The sequence below is a fragment of the Candidatus Pantoea soli genome, from assembly GCF_007833795.1.
Classification (GTDB): Bacteria; Pseudomonadota; Gammaproteobacteria; order Enterobacterales; family Enterobacteriaceae; genus Pantoea; species Pantoea soli.
The window spans coordinates 3,359,018-3,378,201 of record NZ_CP032702.1 but is presented as its reverse complement, the minus strand read 5'-3'; the positions used below and the strand labels follow the sequence as shown (position 1 = coordinate 3,378,201).

14 protein-coding genes, 2 tRNA genes and 4 rRNA genes are annotated in these 19,184 nt (G+C 55.7%); 6 read left to right on the top strand and 14 right to left on the bottom strand.

From position 1 onward, the window contains the following. Nucleotides 1-148 precede the first annotated feature (148 nt). The 6 genes from D8B20_RS15570 to rrf (D8B20_RS15545) all read left to right on the top strand — a co-directional run bounded on the left by D8B20_RS15570 (nucleotide 149) and on the right by rrf (D8B20_RS15545) (nucleotide 5,420). Nucleotides 149-1,690, top strand: a 16S ribosomal RNA gene (locus D8B20_RS15570). A gap of 86 nt (nucleotides 1,691-1,776) precedes the next feature. Further along, a tRNA-Glu gene (locus tag D8B20_RS15565) sits at nucleotides 1,777-1,852 on the top strand. A gap of 210 nt (nucleotides 1,853-2,062) precedes the next feature. Then, nucleotides 2,063-4,967 (top strand): 23S ribosomal RNA (locus tag D8B20_RS15560). Nucleotides 4,968-5,064: 97 nt separating this feature from the next. Further along, nucleotides 5,065-5,180, top strand: a 5S ribosomal RNA gene (gene rrf, locus D8B20_RS15555). 14 nt (nucleotides 5,181-5,194) lie between these two features. Next, a tRNA-Thr gene (locus tag D8B20_RS15550) sits at nucleotides 5,195-5,270 on the top strand. A 34-nt stretch (nucleotides 5,271-5,304) separates the two neighbouring features. Then, nucleotides 5,305-5,420, top strand: a 5S ribosomal RNA gene (gene rrf, locus D8B20_RS15545). Together the 16S, 23S and 5S rRNA genes with 2 tRNA genes alongside form the textbook arrangement of a ribosomal RNA operon. A 594-nt stretch (nucleotides 5,421-6,014) precedes the next feature. On the opposite strand, the gene D8B20_RS15540 is transcribed toward rrf (D8B20_RS15545), so the two are convergent. The 14 genes from D8B20_RS15540 to msrP form a co-directional block, all read right to left on the bottom strand. Continuing rightward, nucleotides 6,015-6,776 carry an amino acid ABC transporter ATP-binding protein gene (locus D8B20_RS15540; RefSeq protein ID WP_145889698.1) on the bottom strand — a complete coding sequence of 254 codons (762 nt, stop codon included), beginning with the start codon at nucleotides 6,774-6,776 and terminating at the stop codon, nucleotides 6,015-6,017. Nucleotides 6,777-6,784: 8 nt separating this feature from the next. Then, nucleotides 6,785-7,885, bottom strand: a complete 1,101-nt coding sequence (locus D8B20_RS15535; RefSeq protein ID WP_145889696.1) for an amino acid ABC transporter permease — start codon at nucleotides 7,883-7,885, stop codon at nucleotides 6,785-6,787. A 15-nt stretch (nucleotides 7,886-7,900) separates the two neighbouring features. Then, on the bottom strand, nucleotides 7,901-9,079 hold the full coding sequence (locus D8B20_RS15530; protein WP_145889695.1) for an amino acid ABC transporter permease: 1,179 nt from the start codon (nucleotides 9,077-9,079) through the stop codon (nucleotides 7,901-7,903). Nucleotides 9,080-9,145: 66 nt separating this feature from the next. Then, nucleotides 9,146-10,171 carry an amino acid ABC transporter substrate-binding protein gene (locus D8B20_RS15525; RefSeq protein ID WP_145889694.1) on the bottom strand — a complete coding sequence of 342 codons (1,026 nt, stop codon included), beginning with the start codon at nucleotides 10,169-10,171 and terminating at the stop codon, nucleotides 9,146-9,148. Nucleotides 10,172-10,699: 528 nt separating this feature from the next. Next, a complete protein-coding gene (fis, locus tag D8B20_RS15520) occupies nucleotides 10,700-10,996 on the bottom strand; it encodes a DNA-binding transcriptional regulator Fis (RefSeq protein ID WP_003855228.1) in 297 nt (98 codons plus the stop codon). Between the two features lie 24 nt (nucleotides 10,997-11,020). Further along, nucleotides 11,021-11,986, bottom strand: a complete 966-nt coding sequence (gene dusB / locus D8B20_RS15515; RefSeq protein ID WP_145889693.1) for a tRNA dihydrouridine synthase DusB — start codon at nucleotides 11,984-11,986, stop codon at nucleotides 11,021-11,023. 382 nt (nucleotides 11,987-12,368) lie between these two features. Continuing rightward, nucleotides 12,369-13,250, bottom strand: a complete 882-nt coding sequence (gene prmA / locus D8B20_RS15510; RefSeq protein ID WP_145889692.1) for a 50S ribosomal protein L11 methyltransferase — start codon at nucleotides 13,248-13,250, stop codon at nucleotides 12,369-12,371. A gap of 11 nt (nucleotides 13,251-13,261) precedes the next feature. Next, a complete protein-coding gene (panF, locus tag D8B20_RS15505) occupies nucleotides 13,262-14,707 on the bottom strand; it encodes a sodium/pantothenate symporter (RefSeq protein WP_145889691.1) in 1,446 nt (481 codons plus the stop codon). Further along, nucleotides 14,697-14,939 carry a YhdT family protein gene (locus tag D8B20_RS15500; RefSeq protein WP_145889690.1) on the bottom strand — a complete coding sequence of 81 codons (243 nt, stop codon included), beginning with the start codon at nucleotides 14,937-14,939 and terminating at the stop codon, nucleotides 14,697-14,699. Before D8B20_RS15500 ends, panF begins: the two co-directional genes overlap by 11 nt. A gap of 71 nt (nucleotides 14,940-15,010) precedes the next feature. Then, nucleotides 15,011-16,360 carry an acetyl-CoA carboxylase biotin carboxylase subunit gene (accC, locus tag D8B20_RS15495; RefSeq protein ID WP_145889689.1) on the bottom strand — a complete coding sequence of 450 codons (1,350 nt, stop codon included), beginning with the start codon at nucleotides 16,358-16,360 and terminating at the stop codon, nucleotides 15,011-15,013. A gap of 11 nt (nucleotides 16,361-16,371) precedes the next feature. Continuing rightward, nucleotides 16,372-16,845 (bottom strand): acetyl-CoA carboxylase biotin carboxyl carrier protein, encoded by a 474-nt coding sequence (gene accB / locus D8B20_RS15490; RefSeq protein WP_145889688.1) that lies wholly within the window; start codon nucleotides 16,843-16,845, stop codon nucleotides 16,372-16,374. Nucleotides 16,846-16,866: 21 nt separating this feature from the next. Continuing rightward, the gene (aroQ, locus tag D8B20_RS15485; RefSeq protein ID WP_145889687.1) at nucleotides 16,867-17,319 is read right to left on the bottom strand and encodes a type II 3-dehydroquinate dehydratase; all 453 of its coding nucleotides are present in this window, start codon (nucleotides 17,317-17,319) and stop codon (nucleotides 16,867-16,869) included. A gap of 232 nt (nucleotides 17,320-17,551) precedes the next feature. After that, a complete protein-coding gene (msrQ, locus tag D8B20_RS15480) occupies nucleotides 17,552-18,154 on the bottom strand; it encodes a protein-methionine-sulfoxide reductase heme-binding subunit MsrQ (RefSeq protein WP_145889686.1) in 603 nt (200 codons plus the stop codon). Then, on the bottom strand, nucleotides 18,155-19,159 hold the full coding sequence (gene msrP / locus D8B20_RS15475; RefSeq protein WP_145889685.1) for a protein-methionine-sulfoxide reductase catalytic subunit MsrP: 1,005 nt from the start codon (nucleotides 19,157-19,159) through the stop codon (nucleotides 18,155-18,157). Nucleotides 19,160-19,184: the final 25 nt, after the last annotated feature.

Genomic DNA, 19,184 nt, shown 5'->3' with positions numbered 1-19,184 from the left:
TCAGACAATCTGTGTGGGCACTCACGGGATTGATATCACAAGCCTCCGGGCTTGAAAAAATATCAAGACTCTGCTGAGTGAACACGTAATTCATTACGAAGTTTAATTCACAGAGCATCGCTGCACTCGTTGCAGCAAATCAAACTTTAAATTGAAGAGTTTGATCATGGCTCAGATTGAACGCTGGCGGCAGGCCTAACACATGCAAGTCGGACGGTAGCACAGAGGAGCTTGCTCTTCGGGTGACGAGTGGCGGACGGGTGAGTAATGTCTGGGAAACTGCCCGATGGAGGGGGATAACTACTGGAAACGGTAGCTAATACCGCATAACGTCGCAAGACCAAAGTGGGGGACCTTCGGGCCTCACACCATCGGATGTGCCCAGATGGGATTAGCTAGTAGGTGGGGTAACGGCTCACCTAGGCGACGATCCCTAGCTGGTCTGAGAGGATGACCAGCCACACTGGAACTGAGACACGGTCCAGACTCCTACGGGAGGCAGCAGTGGGGAATATTGCACAATGGGCGCAAGCCTGATGCAGCCATGCCGCGTGTATGAAGAAGGCCTTCGGGTTGTAAAGTACTTTCAGCGGGGAGGAAGGCGGTAAGGTTAATAACCTTGCCGATTGACGTTACCCGCAGAAGAAGCACCGGCTAACTCCGTGCCAGCAGCCGCGGTAATACGGAGGGTGCAAGCGTTAATCGGAATTACTGGGCGTAAAGCGCACGCAGGCGGTCTGTTAAGTCAGATGTGAAATCCCCGGGCTTAACCTGGGAACTGCATTTGAAACTGGCAGGCTTGAGTCTCGTAGAGGGGGGTAGAATTCCAGGTGTAGCGGTGAAATGCGTAGAGATCTGGAGGAATACCGGTGGCGAAGGCGGCCCCCTGGACGAAGACTGACGCTCAGGTGCGAAAGCGTGGGGAGCAAACAGGATTAGATACCCTGGTAGTCCACGCCGTAAACGATGTCGACTTGGAGGTTGTGCCCTTGAGGCGTGGCTTCCGGAGCTAACGCGTTAAGTCGACCGCCTGGGGAGTACGGCCGCAAGGTTAAAACTCAAATGAATTGACGGGGGCCCGCACAAGCGGTGGAGCATGTGGTTTAATTCGATGCAACGCGAAGAACCTTACCTGGCCTTGACATCCAGAGAACTTAGCAGAGATGCTTTGGTGCCTTCGGGAACTCTGAGACAGGTGCTGCATGGCTGTCGTCAGCTCGTGTTGTGAAATGTTGGGTTAAGTCCCGCAACGAGCGCAACCCTTATCCTTTGTTGCCAGCGGCTCGGCCGGGAACTCAAAGGAGACTGCCGGTGATAAACCGGAGGAAGGTGGGGATGACGTCAAGTCATCATGGCCCTTACGGCCAGGGCTACACACGTGCTACAATGGCGCATACAAAGAGAAGCGACCTCGCGAGAGCAAGCGGACCTCATAAAGTGCGTCGTAGTCCGGATTGGAGTCTGCAACTCGACTCCATGAAGTCGGAATCGCTAGTAATCGTAGATCAGAATGCTACGGTGAATACGTTCCCGGGCCTTGTACACACCGCCCGTCACACCATGGGAGTGGGTTGCAAAAGAAGTAGGTAGCTTAACCTTCGGGAGGGCGCTTACCACTTTGTGATTCATGACTGGGGTGAAGTCGTAACAAGGTAACCGTAGGGGAACCTGCGGTTGGATCACCTCCTTACCTGAAGATACCTTCCCGCGCAGTGCTCACACAGATTGTCTGATAGAAAAGTAACGAGCAAAGCGTCTTACGAATGAGACTTCAGTGTCCCCTTCGTCTAGAGGCCTAGGACACCGCCCTTTCACGGCGGTAACAGGGGTTCGAATCCCCTAGGGGACGCCATTTGCTGGTAATGAGTGAAAGACGTTGCCTTTAATACTTCAGAGTGTGCTGCATAAGCATACTGCGAAGTATTTGCTCTTTAACAATCCGGAACAAGCTGAAAATTTGAAACGAACGCGCCGCGTATTTCCCCGTAACAGGAAATAAGTGCGGAGCGTCCGGGTCCGAGATTTTCGCGATTCACATGCGCAAAACGCCTGTGGGTTGTGAGGTTAAGCGACCAAGCGTACACGGTGGATGCCCTGGCAGTCAGAGGCGATGAAGGACGTGCTAATCTGCGAAAAGCGACGGTAAGGTGATATGAACCGCTACAGCCGTCGATGTCCGAATGGGGAAACCCAATGCATTTATGCATTATCGTTAACTGAATACATAGGTTAACGAGGCGAACCGGGGGAACTGAAACATCTAAGTACCCCGAGGAAAAGAAATCAACCGAGATTCCCCCAGTAGCGGCGAGCGAACGGGGAGGAGCCCAGAGCCTGAATCAGCTTGTGCGTCAGTGGAAGCGTCTGGAAAGGCGCGCGATACCGGGTGACAGCCCCGTACACGAAGACGCACAGGCTGTGAGCTCGATGAGTAGGGCGGGACACGTGGTATCCTGTCTGAATATGGGGGGACCATCCTCCAAGGCTAAATACTCCTGACTGACCGATAGTGAACCAGTACCGTGAGGGAAAGGCGAAAAGAACCCCGGCGAGGGGAGTGAAACAGAACCTGAAACCGTGTACGTACAAGCAGTGGGAGCCTCTTTATGGGGTGACTGCGTACCTTTTGTATAATGGGTCAGCGACTTATATTCTGTAGCAAGGTTAACCGCATAGGGGAGCCGAAGGGAAACCGAGTCTTAACCGGGCGCTAAGTTGCAGGGTATAGACCCGAAACCCGGTGATCTAGCCATGGGCAGGTTGAAGGTTGGGTAACACTAACTGGAGGACCGAACCGACTAATGTTGAAAAATTAGCGGATGACCTGTGGCTGGGGGTGAAAGGCCAATCAAACCGGGAGATAGCTGGTTCTCCCCGAAAGCTATTTAGGTAGCGCCTCGTGAACTCATCTCCGGGGGTAGAGCACTGTTTCGGCTAGGGGGCCATCCCGGCTTACCAACCCGATGCAAACTGCGAATACCGGAGAATGTTATCACGGGAGACACACGGCGGGTGCTAACGTCCGTCGTGAAGAGGGAAACAACCCAGACCGCCAGCTAAGGTCCCAAAGTCATGGTTAAGTGGGAAACGATGTGGGAAGGCACAGACAGCCAGGATGTTGGCTTAGAAGCAGCCATCATTTAAAGAAAGCGTAATAGCTCACTGGTCGAGTCGGCCTGCGCGGAAGATGTAACGGGGCTAAACCATGCACCGAAGCTGCGGCAGCGACGCGAATGCGTTGTTGGGTAGGGGAGCGTTCTGTAAGCCGCAGAAGGTGGCCTGTGAGGGCTGCTGGAGGTATCAGAAGTGCGAATGCTGACATAAGTAACGATAAAGCGGGTGAAAAGCCCGCTCGCCGGAAGACCAAGGGTTCCTGTCCAACGTTAATCGGGGCAGGGTGAGTCGACCCCTAAGGCGAGGCCGAAAGGCGTAGTCGATGGGAAACAGGTTAATATTCCTGTACTTGGTGTTACTGCGAAGGGGGGACGGAGAAGGCTAGGTTATCCGGGCGACGGTTGTCCCGGTTTAAGCGTGCAGGTGTGAAGACCAGGCAAATCCGGTCTTCTTTAACACTGAGGCGTGACGACGAGGCTCTACGGAGCTGAAGTAACTGATGCCCTGCTTCCAGGAAAAGCCTCTAAGCTCCAGGTAACACGAAATCGTACCCCAAACCGACACAGGTGGTCAGGTAGAGAATACCAAGGCGCTTGAGAGAACTCGGGTGAAGGAACTAGGCAAAATGGTGCCGTAACTTCGGGAGAAGGCACGCTGGCGCGTAGGTGAGGGGACTTGCTCCCGGAGCCGAGGCCAGTCGAAGATACCAGCTGGCTGCAACTGTTTATTAAAAACACAGCACTGTGCAAACACGAAAGTGGACGTATACGGTGTGACGCCTGCCCGGTGCCGGAAGGTTAATTGATGGGGTTATCCGTAAGGAGAAGCTCTTGATCGAAGCCCCGGTAAACGGCGGCCGTAACTATAACGGTCCTAAGGTAGCGAAATTCCTTGTCGGGTAAGTTCCGACCTGCACGAATGGCGTAATGATGGCCAGGCTGTCTCCACCCGAGACTCAGTGAAATTGAAATCGCTGTGAAGATGCAGTGTACCCGCGGCAAGACGGAAAGACCCCGTGAACCTTTACTATAGCTTGACACTGAACATTGAGCCTTGATGTGTAGGATAGGTGGGAGGCTTTGAAGCGCGGACGCCAGTCCGCGTGGAGCCATCCTTGAAATACCACCCTTTAATGTTTGATGTTCTAACGTAGGCCCGTTATCCGGGCTGCGGACAGTGTCTGGTGGGTAGTTTGACTGGGGCGGTCTCCTCCCAAAGCGTAACGGAGGAGCACGAAGGTTGGCTAATCCTGGTCGGACATCAGGAGGTTAGTGCAATGGCATAAGCCAGCTTGACTGCGAGAGTGACGGCTCGAGCAGGTGCGAAAGCAGGTCATAGTGATCCGGTGGTTCTGAATGGAAGGGCCATCGCTCAACGGATAAAAGGTACTCCGGGGATAACAGGCTGATACCGCCCAAGAGTTCATATCGACGGCGGTGTTTGGCACCTCGATGTCGGCTCATCACATCCTGGGGCTGAAGTAGGTCCCAAGGGTACGGCTGTTCGCCGTTTAAAGTGGTACGCGAGCTGGGTTTAGAACGTCGTGAGACAGTTCGGTCCCTATCTGCCGTGGGCGCTGGAGAATTGAGGGGGGTTGCTCCTAGTACGAGAGGACCGGAGTGAACGCACCGCTGGTGTTCGGGTTGTCATGCCAATGGCACTGCCCGGTAGCTAAGTGCGGAAGAGATAAGTGCTGAAAGCATCTAAGCACGAAACTTGCCCCGAGATGAGTTCTCCCTGACCCCTCGAGGGTCCTGAAGGGACGTTGAAGACGACGACGTTGATAGGCCGGATGTGTAAGCGCAGCGATGCGTTGAGCTTACCGGTACTAATGACCCGTGAGGCTTAACCTTACAACGCCAGAGGCGTTTTGCGGTACCCGGAAAAATTTTCAGCCTTGTTCACGGACTGGTCTGCGCGGCTTCGGCGGCGCGGACGAAACAGAATCTGCCTGGCGGCACTAGCGCGGTGGTCCCACCTGACCCCATGCCGAACTCAGAAGTGAAACGCCGTAGCGCCGATGGTAGTGTGGGGTCTCCCCATGCGAGAGTAGGGAACTGCCAGGCATCTATTTAAGTGTGCTGATATGGCTCAGTTGGTAGAGCGCACCCTTGGTAAGGGTGAGGTCCCCAGTTCGACTCTGGGTATCAGCACCAGTTACAGGCACGAGTTCGGTTTAAAAAGAATTTGCCTGGCGGCACTAGCGCGGTGGTCCCACCTGACCCCATGCCGAACTCAGAAGTGAAACGCCGTAGCGCCGATGGTAGTGTGGGGTCTCCCCATGCGAGAGTAGGGAACTGCCAGGCATCAAACACGAAAGCCCTGAACATGCGTTCAGGGCTTTTTTGTTTTCTCTTTTTGTCATGCTCTCAGCCTCTTCCGATTAAAAACGCTGACCGCCAGCCAGAAGTTAGTCTTGCCGGAACCGCAAATCAGCGTATCACTTGCAACAGCAGAGCGCGTAAACATTCAGAGCGCGAATTAACGAAGCACGCCTTTACTGGCGTCATTTCAGCAAGCTCTCCACGACCCCTCAGGCGAAAAACGCTGGCCGGCAGCCAGAGGTTGGTATTGCCGGACCCGCAACTCAGCGAATCACCTGCAACAGCAAGGCACGTATACGTTCAGAGCCCGGGTTAGCGAATCACGCCTGCACTGGCGCCATTTCACAGGCTCTCCGCGACCCCTCAGGCAAAAAACCTCTGGTCCATAAGCCAGAGGTTAGTCTTGCCGGACCCGCAACTCAGCGAATCACCTGCAACAGCAAGGCACGTATACGCTCAGATCGCGGGTTAACGAAACACACCTGCAGTGGCGCCATTTCAGCAGGCTCTCCGCGACCCATCAGGTAAAAAAAACCTCTGGCCGGCAGCCAGAGGTTAGTAGGGTAAGCCTGCGGATCAGTGAATGACCTGCGACAGAAAAGCGCGAGTGCGTTCAGAGCGCGGGTTAGCGAAGAACTCCTGCGGGGGCGCCATTTCAACAATCTCTCCGCGATCCATAAAGATCACCCGGTCTGCCACCGTCCGGGCAAAGCCCATTTCGTGCGTCACGCACAGCATCGTCATGCCATCTTCTGCCAGACCAATCATGGTATCGAGCACCTCTTTTACCATTTCCGGATCCAGTGCCGAAGTCGGCTCGTCGAACAGCATAATTTTTGGCTTCATGCACAGCGATCGGGCAATGGCCACGCGTTGCTGCTGCCCGCCTGAAAGCTGGCCGGGAAACTTATGCGCATGCTCAGCAATGCGCACACGCTGCAGATAGTGCATTGCCAGGTCTTCAGCCTCTTTCTTCGGCATTTTACGCACCCACACCGGTGCCAGCGTGCAGTTCTGCAGCACGGTCAGGTGAGGGAATAAGTTGAAGTGCTGAAACACCATCCCGACTTCGGTTCGCACGCGTTCAATATTCCGTACATCGTCATTCAGGTGGATGCCATCTACTACAATACGTCCCTGCTGATGCGCTTCCAGATGGTTGATGCAGCGGATGGTCGTGGATTTGCCGGAGCCGGAAGGGCCGCACAGCACAATGCGCTCACGTGGTTTTACCTGCAGGTTGATGTCTTTCAGGACATGAAATTGCCCGTACCACTTATTCACGTTTTCCAGCGTAATCATCATCGCGTTAGCGGCATTTGTCATAGTTTGTGTCATGTAAAACCTCAGTGCGATTTACGCCCGGTGTGAAAGCGCTTCTCCAGATACTGGCTATAGCGCGACATGCTAAAACAGAAAATCCAGTAGACCAGTGCGGCAAAGACATAGCCCTCTGTCGACATTCCCAGCCAGGTGGGATCGACAGTGGCCTGCTGCACGCTACTGAACAGATCAAACAGGCCGATGATGATCACCAGGCTGGTATCTTTGAACAGCGCAATTATGGTATTCACCAGGCCCGGAATAGTGAGCTTGAGCGCCTGCGGTAAAATCACCAGCGCCTGCGTTTTCCAGTAGCCCAGCGCCAGCGATTCCGCGGCTTCGTACTGGCCTTTTGGCAGCGCCTGCAATCCGCCGCGCACAACTTCCGCCACATACGCCGACTGGAACAAGATGACGCCAACCAGCGCGCGTACCAGTTTATCGATAGTGGTGCCTTCCGCCATAAACAGCGGCAGCATGACTGAAGACATAAACAGCACGGTGATCAGCGGGACGCCACGCCAGAACTCAATAAAGATCACCGACAGCGTGCGCACCACGGGCATTTTTGAGCGCCGGCCCAGCGCCAGCAGGATCCCCAAAGGCAGCGCGCCGGCGATGCCGACAGAGGCAATGATCAGCGTCAGCGTCAGGCCGCCCCACTGGCGGGTCTCCACGCGCTCAAGGCCAAAATAGCCGCCGTACATCAGCAGCCACACCGTGAGCGGATAGATCACCGCCCAGCAGGCGATATAACGACCGCGGCGCGGCAGCGTTCTGATAAACATCGGCACGATCGACAGCAGACCTATCACCAGCGCCAGATTAATGCGCCAGCGCAGCTCATGCGGATAGAGCCCATACATAAACTGGCCAAAGCGGGCATGGATAAACACCCAGCAGGCACCTTCTTTGGTGCAGTCGGCACGGGTTTCGCCCAGCCAGTTGGCCTGGAAAATCAGCCAGTTGAGCGCAGGCGGAATCACGCTCCAGATAATCCACAGGCTAAGCAGCGTCAACAGGGTATTCAGCCAGCTGGAGAAGAGATTTTTACGCGCCCAGAGCCACGCTTTACTGAGCGGATTATTCGCCACCGGCGGTGTTTCGTGTGTGGTAACAGACATAGTAATCCCGTTCTCTTAACGCTCAACCAGCGCAATTTTGCGGTTATAGAGGTTCATCAGCAGTGAAATAATCAGGCTGATAATCAGATAAACCGCCATGGTGATTGCGATAGTTTCGATCGCCTGACCGGTCTGATTCAGTACCGTACCGGCAAACAGCGACACCATGTCCGGATAGCCAATGGCAGCCGCCAGCGAGGAGTTCTTGACGATGTTCAGGTACTGGCTGGTCAGCGGCGGGATAATCACCCGCATTGCCTGCGGGATAATGACCTGGCGCAGCGTCACCGGATTAGGCAGGCCCAGCGAACGTGCCGCTTCACTCTGGCCCTGCGGAACCGACTGGATACCGGCGCGAATCACTTCCGCGATGAAAGAGGAGGTATAGATCGACAGCGCCAGCGTCAGCGCTGCCAGCTCCGGGATCATGGCGAAGCCGCCGCGGAAGTTAAACCCGCGCAGTTCCGGCACATCCCAGTGCGTGGCTGCACCAAACAGGGTATGTGCGATCAGCGGCAACAGCACAAGCAGGGCCGCGGCTGCCGGCCAGGTACGGCGCAGCTGGCCGGTCCTGAGCTGGTGTTTGCGGTTGAAGCGAAACAGCGCCAGGCTGGCGAGCGCTGCCAGCGCCAGCGCAATCACGAACGGCCAGGTGCCGGGCGCATACTCTGGCCACGGAATATAGAGTCCGCGATTGCTGACAAAGGCCAGATCGAAAGCGTTCAGCGCCTGGCGCGGGCCGGGCAGGTTACGCAGTACGGCAAAGTACCAGAAGAAGATTTGCAGCAGCGGCGGAATATTGCGGAAGGTCTCGATATAAATGGTTGATAGCTTACGCAGCAGCCAGTTATCGGAGAGACGGGCCAGACCAATGGCAAACCCCAGTATCGACGCGAAAACAATACAGAGCGCAGAAACCAGCAGCGTGTTGGTCAGTCCCACCAGAAACACACGGGCGTAAGTATCACCCTCGGTGTAGGCGATCAGATGCTGGACGATGCCGAATCCGGCACTGCGCTCCAGAAATCCAAAGCCGGAAGTAATGCCGCGATTGGCCAGATTGATAACGGTATTGTGGATCAGGTATCCCACAACCGCGACCACGGCCACAATCGCGATAATCTGGTAAAGCCAGGCGCGAACCGTAGGATTACCGAACGAAAAATCCCTTTTTACGGTTGGGCGTTGCGACATGTTGAAACCTCAGTGAAGAAGACGCATGGGTGCCGCAGAATGCGGCACCCAACTGGCGGGAGAGTCTTAACGAACCGGTGGCGCGTACTGAATACCGCCCTGATTCCAGAGCGCATTCTGACCGCGTGCAATTTTCAGCGCGCTGTCTTTGCCGACGTTACGATCAAACACTTCCTGATAGTTACCGACCTGTTTGATGATGTTGTACGCCCACTTGTTATCCAGCTTGAGGTCTTTACCGAAATCGCCTTCTGCGCCCAGCAGGTGTGCCATATCCGGGGTGGTCGGTTTGGCGGACATCTCATCCACGTTCTTCGAGTTGATGCCCATCTCTTCGGCGTTCAGCATGGCATACAGTGACCATTTTACGATGGTGAACCAGTCATCATCACCGCGACGAACCACCGGGCCCAGCGGTTCTTTAGAGATCACTTCCGGCAGCACGATAAAGTCATCCGGTTTGCCCAGCTTGATGCGCAGCGCATACAGCTGTGACTGGTCAGAGGAAAGGGTGTCGCAGCGGCCGCTGTCCAGCGCCTTCGCGGATTCATCAGAACGATCAAAGGTCACCGGGGTGTACTGCATATTGTTGGCTTTAAAGTAGTCAGCAACGTTCAGCTCGGTGTCGGTACCCGCCTGGATACATACCGTTGCCCCATCCAGCTCTTTGGCACTTTTCAGACCGGCTTTTTTATGCGTCAGGAAGCCGATGCCGTCATAGTAGTTTACGCCGGCAAACAGGAAGCCCATTCCGCCATCACGGGAGGAGGTCCAGGTGGTATTACGTGACAGGATGTCTACCTCGCCCGATTGCAGGGCGGTGAAACGCTCTTTGGCTGTCAGCGGGGTATATTTTACTTTGCTGGCATCGCCAAACACGGCGGCGGCGGTCGCACGGCAGACGTCGACGTCAATACCGGTGAATTTGCCGCTGGCGTCCGCGTAAGAAAACCCTGGTAAGCCATCGCTGATACCGCACTGCACAAACCCTTTCTTTTTAATCGCATCCAGCGTAGTGCCGGCATGCGCCTGTTGGGAGATAGCGAACAGCGAGGCTGCAGCGACCAGAGTAGAGAGCATCATCTTTTTCATAAAGCATCCTGTGTGGCGGTATCGTGTGTTGTTATGTTTGCGTGCACTTTATTGTGCGCTTATTTCTTTCTTTGGCGGTCAGCCACCCACGAGTTTGCAAAGCTGATGCCAGGTTTGCAGACGCATGAATTAACTGGAAAGATCGGTTAATGAACTGAAGCACTCGGAAAGTTCTGACTACTATCGCGCACCAAAAGGCGGCATGGCGAGTCGCCGCGATCACAAATAGTGCAAAAAGTTTCACTCTGTGGAAGCAGTGTGAGCTATCGCTCATCAGAAAATGTATTAGAAGGATGCGTTACGGCTGAACCGGTTCAGGCTCACACCAAAAGCGGAATCAGGGGGCAGCAGGCCGGATAAAGCAGGGAAAGCGGAGCGGCAACAGGGAGAAAGAAACCGGGTTGAAATCACGCGGGCGATTGCAACGATCGTTACCATTTTACGCACAACTGTTTCATGTGCAGCGATTGCCAGAAGCAGAAACAAAAACGCCAGCCCAAAGGCTGGCGTTATCACAGCAGTGAACAATCAGTTCATGCCGTATTTTTTCAGTTTCTTACGCAGCGTACCGCGGTTGATGCCCATCATCAGGGCTGCACGGGTCTGGTTGCCACGGGTGTACTGCATCACCATGTCCAACAGAGGCTGCTCGACTTCAGCCAGTACCAGCTCATACAGGTCACTCACATCCTGACCATTCAGTTGAGCAAAATAGTTCTTCAGTGCCTGTTTAACCGAATCACGCAGAGGCTTTTGCGTCACCTGATCCTGTGAGTTAACGGTAGAAACGGTCAGTACGTCAGAATTTACGCGTTGTTCGAACATAGTTCTTTCAGCTCTTTATTTCGTTTACGCAAGATTTTCGAAGTATGCCTCCAACGCCTCCAGCTGTTCGCTGGCATCCTCAATGGCGTTGAATGTGCGCCGAAACTGGTCGTCAGGGGCACTTTCCTGCAAATACCAGGAAACGTGTTTTCGGGCAATACGGTATCCCTTGCGCTGACCGTAAAAGTCGTGCAGCTCCCGTATATGTCCAATCAGCATTTGCTTCACTTCAGCCAGCGGCTTCGGTGCCAGCAGCTCCCCTGTGTCCAGATAATGCTGGATTTCCCGGAAGATCCACGGTCTTCCCTGAGCAGCGCGACCAACCATCAGAGCATCGGCTCCGGTGTAGTCGAGCACCGCTCTGGCTTTATGCGGGTCAGTAATGTCGCCATTCGCGATAATCGGAATGGAAACGCTCTGCTTAACTGTCCGAATGCTGTCGTATTCTGCATGCCCTTCAAATAAACAGGCGCGCGTGCGACCATGAATCGTCAGGGCCTGAATACCACAGCGTTCAGCCAATTGGGCAATCTCTACACAATTACGATTTTCTTTGTCCCAGCCGGTGCGAATCTTCAGCGTAACCGGTACATCCACTGCGTTGACCACCGCACGGAGGATTGACTCCACCAGGAGCGGGTGCTGCAGCAGTGCTGAGCCAGCCATCTTCCGATTCACTTTTTTGGCAGGGCAGCCCATGTTGATATCAATAACCTGCGCACCTGACGCGACGTTAATGCGCGCGGCAGCAGCCATTTCATCAGGATCGCAACCGGCAATCTGCACGGCGCGGATACCAGGCTCGTCACTATGCACCATACGCAAACGCGATTTGTCACTGGCCCAGACTTCCGGGTTCGATGACAGCATCTCGGAGACAGTCATGCCGGCGCCGTTCTCATAACACAGGGTGCGAAATGGCTTATCAGTAACTCCGGCCATAGGCGCAGCAATGAGTCGATTACGTAGCTGGTGGTGTCCAATGCGCATGAAAAAGAAGTGACCCTAACTGTTCGCAAGGCGGCGTATATTACGCATTTTTTCACGAAGATGAAAGGCCAAACTTTGAACAATTCACCGTTAACCAACAGGGAAAACAGCCCTGTGAACCGGTCAGCAGCGTTTATGCTTTAAAATTCAAGATATTATAAAAATACGCTGAAATTGTGAGCAAACGTTTTTCGTAAAATATGCGCAAAATCACAAAATAAAAAGCGCCAGTTCGGCGGATTAGCCAGAGATATGGCGGCAAACTGATTGAATTATGCACAAAATAGTCATGCACGGTGCGTATCTTTCACGGGTGTTCGCCGTGGTTCTACGGAGAAGAAGCGGACAGCGTCTGCCCGCTTCCTCTTCACGTCAGCCAGGCTTAGCGGCGCACGCCGGTAATACGGCACCACTCTTCTTTTTCCGCAACCGGGTCCAGCGCAAAGCGATCCGCATAGGCTTCGCAGACGCCTTCTGCCTGGCTGGCCAGCACGCCGGATAACCCGAGGTGCCCGCCCGCTTTGGGTAACACGCTGATTAACGGCGCCAGCTCGCGCAGCGGGCCGGCAAGAATATTGGCCACGACGACGTCCGCCTGCAGGTTTTCCGGCTGCTCATGGGGCAGGTACAGCGATAAGCGCTCCGAGACGCCGTTGCGTTCGGCATTATCGCGGCTGGCCTGAATCGCCTGCGGATCGATATCAATGCCGATGGCCTGCGCGGCTCCCAGCTTCAGCGCCGCGATTGCCAGAATGCCGGAACCACAGCCAAAGTCGATCACCGTTTTGCCCTGCAGATCGAGGCCGTCCAGCCAGCTCAGACACAGGGACGTGGTCGGGTGGGTCCCGGTGCCGAAGGCGAGCCCCGGATCGAGCATGACGTTCACCGCCTGCGGATCCGGCACCTCGCGCCAGCTCGGGCAGATCCACAGACGTTCCCCGAAGCGCATCGGATGAAAATTATCCATCCACTCCCGCTCCCAGTCTTTGTCTTCGATCTGCTCGATCTTATGCCGGAACGCCGATCCCAGCAGAGGATGCTGGCTGAGCGCCGCCACGACCTCCTGCATGTCCGTTTCGGCGTCAAACAGGCCGATGACATCGGTATCGCCCCACAGGCGGGTTTCACCCGGCAGCGGTTCGTAAACCGGATTATCGTGCGTATCCTGAAAAGTGACAGAGACGGCACCGGCATCCATCAGCGCATCGCTGAGGCTTTCGGCATGCTCGCCGCTGCTGTTAATTTTGATTTGAATCCATGGCATAGCGTTTCTCTTTATTCCAGTGCAGCATCGCGCGTCTCAGGCGAGCTGCCAAACAGATTGCCCACCAGAAAGGCCAGCAGGCTTAAGGTCAAAGACGGAACAATAGGGTGAAAACCCCACAGTTCGATTTTCAGGCTGGCAAGCAGCGTATAACACCCGGCGCCAGCCAGCATGCCGCTGATTGCACCGGTCGCATTGGCGCGTGACCAGTACAATCCCAGCACCAGCGGCCAGAGGAACACCGCTTCCAGCCCACCAAAGGCGAGCAGATTCAGCCAGATGATCATATCCGGCGGATTCCACGCCGCCAGCAGCAGCAGCAGGCCGAGCACCAGCGTGATCGTACCGGAGAGCAGGCGCAGGCGCGCTTCATTCTCGCTGTGCTGCGGGGCGATACGCAGATAGAGATCCTTGATCAGCGTAGCGGACGATTGCAGCAGCTGTGCATTGATCGTGGACATGATCGCCGCCATCGGTGCCGCCAGGAAAATACCCGCCGCCATCGGAGGCAGCACAGTGATCATCAGGGTAGGAATGACGCGATCCGGCACGGTGAGATCCGGAATGATCGCCCGGCCCAGCGCACCCGCCAGATGCATGCCCAGCATCAGCACCACCACGACGATCGTGCCCAGAATAATGCCGCGGTGCAGCGCCTTGCTGTCTTTATACGAGATGCAGCGCACCGCCGTATGGGGCAGGCCAATCACGCCAAAACACACCAGTACCGCAAAGGAGCTAAGGAAGGTCGGCGTTATGACATTGCCCACCCCTGCTGGCGAGACCAGCTGCGGGTCAATGGTGCGCAGCCGGGTCACCGCGGTTTCCAGACCGCCCGCCTGATGAATCACCGCAGACAGCAGCAGGAAAGTACCAATCAGCATGACCAGTCCCTGCATGGCGTCGTTCAGCACGCTGGCGCGGAAGCCACCGAAGGCGGTATAGAGCGCAATGGTACCGCCAAAAATCAGCAGGCCGGTGTCGTAAGGGATGCCGGCAGCGGTTTCCAGCAGGCGGGCACCGCCAATGAACTGCACCGTCATGGCACCGATAAAAGCCACCAGCAGGACAATGCTGGCCAGCCAGATCAGCAGCGGACTGCGATAGCGGCCATACAGCATATCGTTGAGCGTCACGGCATCGTAGCGCCGCGCCAGGATAGCAAATTTTTTGCCCAGCACACCCAGCGACAGCCACACCGCGGGAACCTGAATCATCGCCAGCAGCACCCAGCCAAGGCCGTACTTGTAGGCCGCTCCCGGTCCGCCAATGAACGAGCTGGCGCTGATATAGGTGGTGGTAATCGTCATGGCCAGCACGAAGCCGCCCATCGAGCGGCTGCCCAGAAAATACTCGGTCAGGAAGTTGCCCTGACGCTGTTTGCGCATGGCAAACACGGAAAGCCCGGCGATCAGCACCAGGTAGCCCAGCAGGGGCAGGATGATTTCAGTTTCCATTGCGATCCTCCAGCGACATATCGCGGAAAATAACGCGTACCATCAGCCAGCACAGGCCGGTGAACAGCAGGGGAGCAAACACGCAGGAGAGCTCAAACCAGCGCGGCAAACCGGTGATACCGCTTTGCGTGCCGCCAAGCCAGGCGGCAAGCCCCCAGACGGCCAGGTACGCCAGCGTCAGGTATAACGACCAGCGCGCTTCTTTATTGGCCTGTAAAAAACGCCCATCCATTATGTAACCTCAGCGGCGACAAAAATGAAAAAGGCCGGTTTAACCGGCCTCTGCTTAGCTCTGCGCTGCGCTTACTTCTCGTGCAGGCCGAGTTTTTTCTCCAGATAGTGGATGTTGGTGCCACCCTGCTGGAAGTGCTCGTCGTTCATGATCTTCATCTGCAGCTCGACGTTAGTCTTGATGCCGTCGATGATCAGTTCCGCCAGTGCGTTCTTCATGCGTGCTATCGCCACATCACGGTTTTCACCGTAGGTGATCAGCTTGCCGATCATGGAGTCGTAGTAAGGCGGTACGCTGTAGCCGGCATAGATGTGTGATTCCCAGCGCACGCCAAAACCGCCTGGCGCGTGGAAGCGGGTAATCTTGCCCGGGCTTGGCAGGAAGGTGTTCGGATCTTCGGCGTTAATACGGCACTCTACCGCATGACCGCGTACAATCACGTCATCCTGCTTGATCGACAGCGGCTGACCCGCAGCAATGCGCAGCTGCTCTTTGATCAGATCAACGCCGGTGATCATCTCGGTAACCGGATGCTCTACCTGAATACGGGTGTTCATCTCAATAAAGTAGAACTCGCCGTTTTCGTACAGGAACTCAAAGGTACCCGCACCGCGATAGCCAATCTCTACGCAGGCATTAGAGCAGCGCTCGCCGATGTAGCGACGCAGTTCCGGCGTGATGCCCGGTGCTGGCGCTTCTTCGACCACTTTCTGGTGACGACGCTGCATAGAGCAGTCGCGCTCAGCCAGGTAGATGGCGTTGCCCTGGCCGTCAGCCAGTACCTGAATTTCGATGTGGCGTGGGTTCTCGAGGAATTTCTCCATGTACACCATGTCGTTGTTGAAAGCCGCTTTGGCTTCCGCTTTCGTCATGTTGATGGACTGCTCAAGATCCTTATCGCTGCGCACAACGCGCATACCGCGACCGCCGCCGCCGCCGGAGGCTTTGATGATCACCGGATAGCCGATGCGCTTGGCAATGGCACGGTTTTTATCCATGTCGTCGGTCAGCGAACCGTCAGAACCCGGCACGGTAGGTACGCCGGCTTTTTTCATCGCGTTAATTGCTGACACTTTGTCGCCCATCAGGCGAATGGTGTCGGCTTTCGGACCGATGAAGATAAAGCCGGAGCGCTCAACCTGCTCGGCGAAATCGGCGTTCTCAGACAGGAAGCCGTAGCCCGGGTGAATCGCCACTGCGCCGGTAATTTCGGCAGCAGAGATGAGGGCCGGGATATTCAGATAACTTTTAACCGACTGCGCCGGGCCGATGCAGACAGTTTCGTCTGCCAGCAGCACGTGCTTCAGGTCGCGGTCTGCCGTGGAGTGCACCGCCACAGTCTTGATGCCCAGTTCTTTACAGGCACGCAGAATGCGCAGCGCGATCTCACCACGGTTAGCAATGACAATTTTATCCAGCATGCTTCGCCTCGTTATTCGATGACGACCAGCGGCTCGTCAAATTCAACCGGCTGGCCGCTTTCTACCAGGATCGCCTTCACGACACCGGATTTATCGGCTTCGATCTGGTTCATCATTTTCATCGCTTCAACGATGCACAGGGTATCGCCTGCGTTGACCTTCTGGCCAACTTCCACAAAGGCTTTCGCATCCGGGCTTGGCGTGCGGTAGAAGGTACCCACCATCGGTGAACGGACAATGTGGCCGCTCATTTCTGGTTTAGCGGCTTCTGCGGCCGGGGCTGCCGGTGCGGCAGGCGCAACGGCAGAAGCCAGAGCAGGCTGTGGCATAGCTGGCGCAGCATAAGCCTGCTGCATAACAGGGTAACCGACATTGGCAGGTGAACGGCTGATGCGAACGGACTCTTCGCCTTCAGAGATTTCCAGCTCAGCGATGCCGGACTCTTCAACCAGTTCGATCAGTTTTTTAATTTTACGAATATCCATGAGTGTGGTTCCGTACTCTGTTTAATTGGAATGTGACAGGCGTTTTACTGCCGTTTGTAAAGCCCACGAGTATCCATCCGCGCCCAGTCCACAGATGACGCCGGCGGATACATCGGAAAGATAGGAGTGATGTCGGAACGGTTCGCGTGCATGCACATTTGAGAGATGCACCTCAATAAAAGGAATGCTTACCGCCAACAGGGCATCACGCAGTGCAACGCTGGTGTGCGTGAACGCAGCCGGATTGATGATGATGTAATCCACATCGCCACGGGCTTCGTGAATGCGATCAATCAACCGGAACTCCGCGTTCGATTGCAGATGGCTTAATTTCACATGATGCTGAGCGGCCTGCTGCGTCAGATCGTCAACAATCTGCGTCAGGGTGGTGTGGCCATACTTCTCCGGCTCGCGCGTACCCAGCAGGTTCAGGTTGGGTCCGTTCAACAGCAGTATGTGAAATTTGTGCGCCATCTTGCGGCTATCTCCTGCAATCAGTGAGGCATCGCGTAAAATACCGCGACATCCTTCATTTGTCACTCATCAGAGTGAAAAAGAAGGCTTCGCTTGCAATGAAGCCGGGCATTATATCCGTTTCGAGGCAATTCGCAGCAAAATACTGGTCTTATCTGCGAAGTTGATCGGCGGTGGCCCGAAGGCCACACGTTTTAACAGAAATCGCAGCAGGAACACAACCGTGCGGCGATTAACGGGAGAAGAGTTTACGCAACTTATTGTAACGCCACCCTAACAGCAGCAGCGCCAGCAGCGCATAGATCCACGGCTGCGGTGAGAACACTTTGACTGACCAGAGATAGTGCACCGGGGCCAGAATAGCGACCAGATAAATCGCGTTATGCAGCGTTTGCCAGCGGCGGCCCAGCCTGCGCTGCGCCCGCTGAAATGACGTAACAGCAAGCGCGAAGAGGATCACCCAGCACAGCATGCCCAGCAACAGATAAGGCCGGGAAACGATCTCGCTGCCCAGCAGGCGCAGGTGGTCATAACCCAGCTCCAGCAGGTAATAGCTGGTGAGGTGCAGGCTGGCCCACACGAAGCACCATACGCCCAGTAGCCGGCGGGTGCGAATCAGCAGCGGTTGCTTCAGGTAGCGGGTCAGCGGGCTGACCAGCAGCGTCGCCAGCAGCAGCTTAAGCGCCATCCTGCCGGTAAAATGCTGGATATCTTTCGCCGGATCGGCGCTCAGCCAGCCCTGCGTTGCCGCCATAAACAGATAAACCAGCGGCAGAAAGGCGGCCAGATGCAGCGCGACTTTTAGCAACGTAATGTGGCGTAATGTCAGGCGCACTCAGTAGTTCTCCCGTAAATCCAGGCCGCGATACAGCGAAGCCACCTCTTTCGCGTAGCCGTTAAACAGCAGGGTGGGCTGACGTTCAACGTTAAGGATGCCGCCTGCGCCGATAACGCGTTCCGTCGCCTGCGACCAGCGCGGATGGTTTACATGCGGATTAACGTTGGCATAGAAGCCGTACTCATCAGCAGCGATCTGGTTCCAGGTCGTCGGCGGACGATCGTGCGTCAGGGTGATTTTGACAATCGATTTGATGCCCTTAAAACCGTATTTCCATGGCACCGTCAGGCGGACAGGCGCACCGTTCTGCGGCGGCAGGGCTTTACCGTAAACGCCGGTGCTGAGCAGCGTCAGCGGGTGCATGGCCTCGTCCAGTCGCAGCCCTTCCACATAAGGATAATTCAGCCCGCCGCCGATGAAGCGATCCTTCTGCCCCGGCATCTGCTCTGGCGCATAGAGCGTCTGAAAGGCCACATAGCGGGCGTTACTGGTGGGCTCAACCAGCTTCAGCAGTTTGTTCAGTTCAAAACCGACCCACGGAATCACCATCGACCAGGCTTCCACGCAGCGCATGCGGTAAATGCGCTGTTCCATCGCAAACCGTTTGAAGATGTCATCCATGTCCAGCGTCATCGGCTTCGCCACCTCGCCTTCGATGCGCAGCTGCCACGGATCGGTCTTCAGCGTACCGGCGTTCGCCGCCGGGTCTGCTTTATCCAGGCCGAACTCATAGAAGTTGTTATAGCCGGTTACCTTGTCAAAAGGCGTTAACGGCAGATCGGCCTGATAGGCGGCCGGTTTGGTAAATTGTAAATCGCGGCCTGCCGGTGCCGGCGGACGATCGTTTCCTTTGAACCAGCTCAGTACGTCGGCGCGCGCGCCACCCGGCAAACCGGCCGCCGCTGCTCCCAGTCCCAGCGCTTTCAGAACCTGACGGCGACGCAGATTAAAGACGCTTTCCGGCGTAACATCGGCTTCGGTAAGTGAATGCTTAAATGGCATGGTGTTCTCCGGCGAATGAGTTAAC

What these genes read in the sequence shown, in the direction of transcription:
- D8B20_RS15540 (WP_145889698.1), bottom strand. Translation starts at nt 6,776, where the DNA reads ATGACACAAACTATGACAAATGCCGCTAACGCGATGATGATTACGCTG.
- D8B20_RS15535 (WP_145889696.1), bottom strand. Translation starts at nt 7,885, where the DNA reads ATGTCTGTTACCACACACGAAACACCGCCGGTGGCGAATAATCCGCTC.
- D8B20_RS15530 (WP_145889695.1), bottom strand. Translation starts at nt 9,079, where the DNA reads ATGTCGCAACGCCCAACCGTAAAAAGGGATTTTTCGTTCGGTAATCCT.
- D8B20_RS15525 (WP_145889694.1), bottom strand. Translation starts at nt 10,171, where the DNA reads ATGAAAAAGATGATGCTCTCTACTCTGGTCGCTGCAGCCTCGCTGTTC.
- fis (WP_003855228.1), bottom strand. Translation starts at nt 10,996, where the DNA reads ATGTTCGAACAACGCGTAAATTCTGACGTACTGACCGTTTCTACCGTT.
- dusB (WP_145889693.1), bottom strand. Translation starts at nt 11,986, where the DNA reads ATGCGCATTGGACACCACCAGCTACGTAATCGACTCATTGCTGCGCCT.
- prmA (WP_145889692.1), bottom strand. Translation starts at nt 13,250, where the DNA reads ATGCCATGGATTCAAATCAAAATTAACAGCAGCGGCGAGCATGCCGAA.
- panF (WP_145889691.1), bottom strand. Translation starts at nt 14,707, where the DNA reads ATGGAAACTGAAATCATCCTGCCCCTGCTGGGCTACCTGGTGCTGATC.
- D8B20_RS15500 (WP_145889690.1), bottom strand. Translation starts at nt 14,939, where the DNA reads ATGGATGGGCGTTTTTTACAGGCCAATAAAGAAGCGCGCTGGTCGTTA.
- accC (WP_145889689.1), bottom strand. Translation starts at nt 16,360, where the DNA reads ATGCTGGATAAAATTGTCATTGCTAACCGTGGTGAGATCGCGCTGCGC.
- accB (WP_145889688.1), bottom strand. Translation starts at nt 16,845, where the DNA reads ATGGATATTCGTAAAATTAAAAAACTGATCGAACTGGTTGAAGAGTCC.
- aroQ (WP_145889687.1), bottom strand. Translation starts at nt 17,319, where the DNA reads ATGGCGCACAAATTTCACATACTGCTGTTGAACGGACCCAACCTGAAC.
- msrP (WP_145889685.1), bottom strand. Translation starts at nt 19,159, where the DNA reads ATGCCATTTAAGCATTCACTTACCGAAGCCGATGTTACGCCGGAAAGC.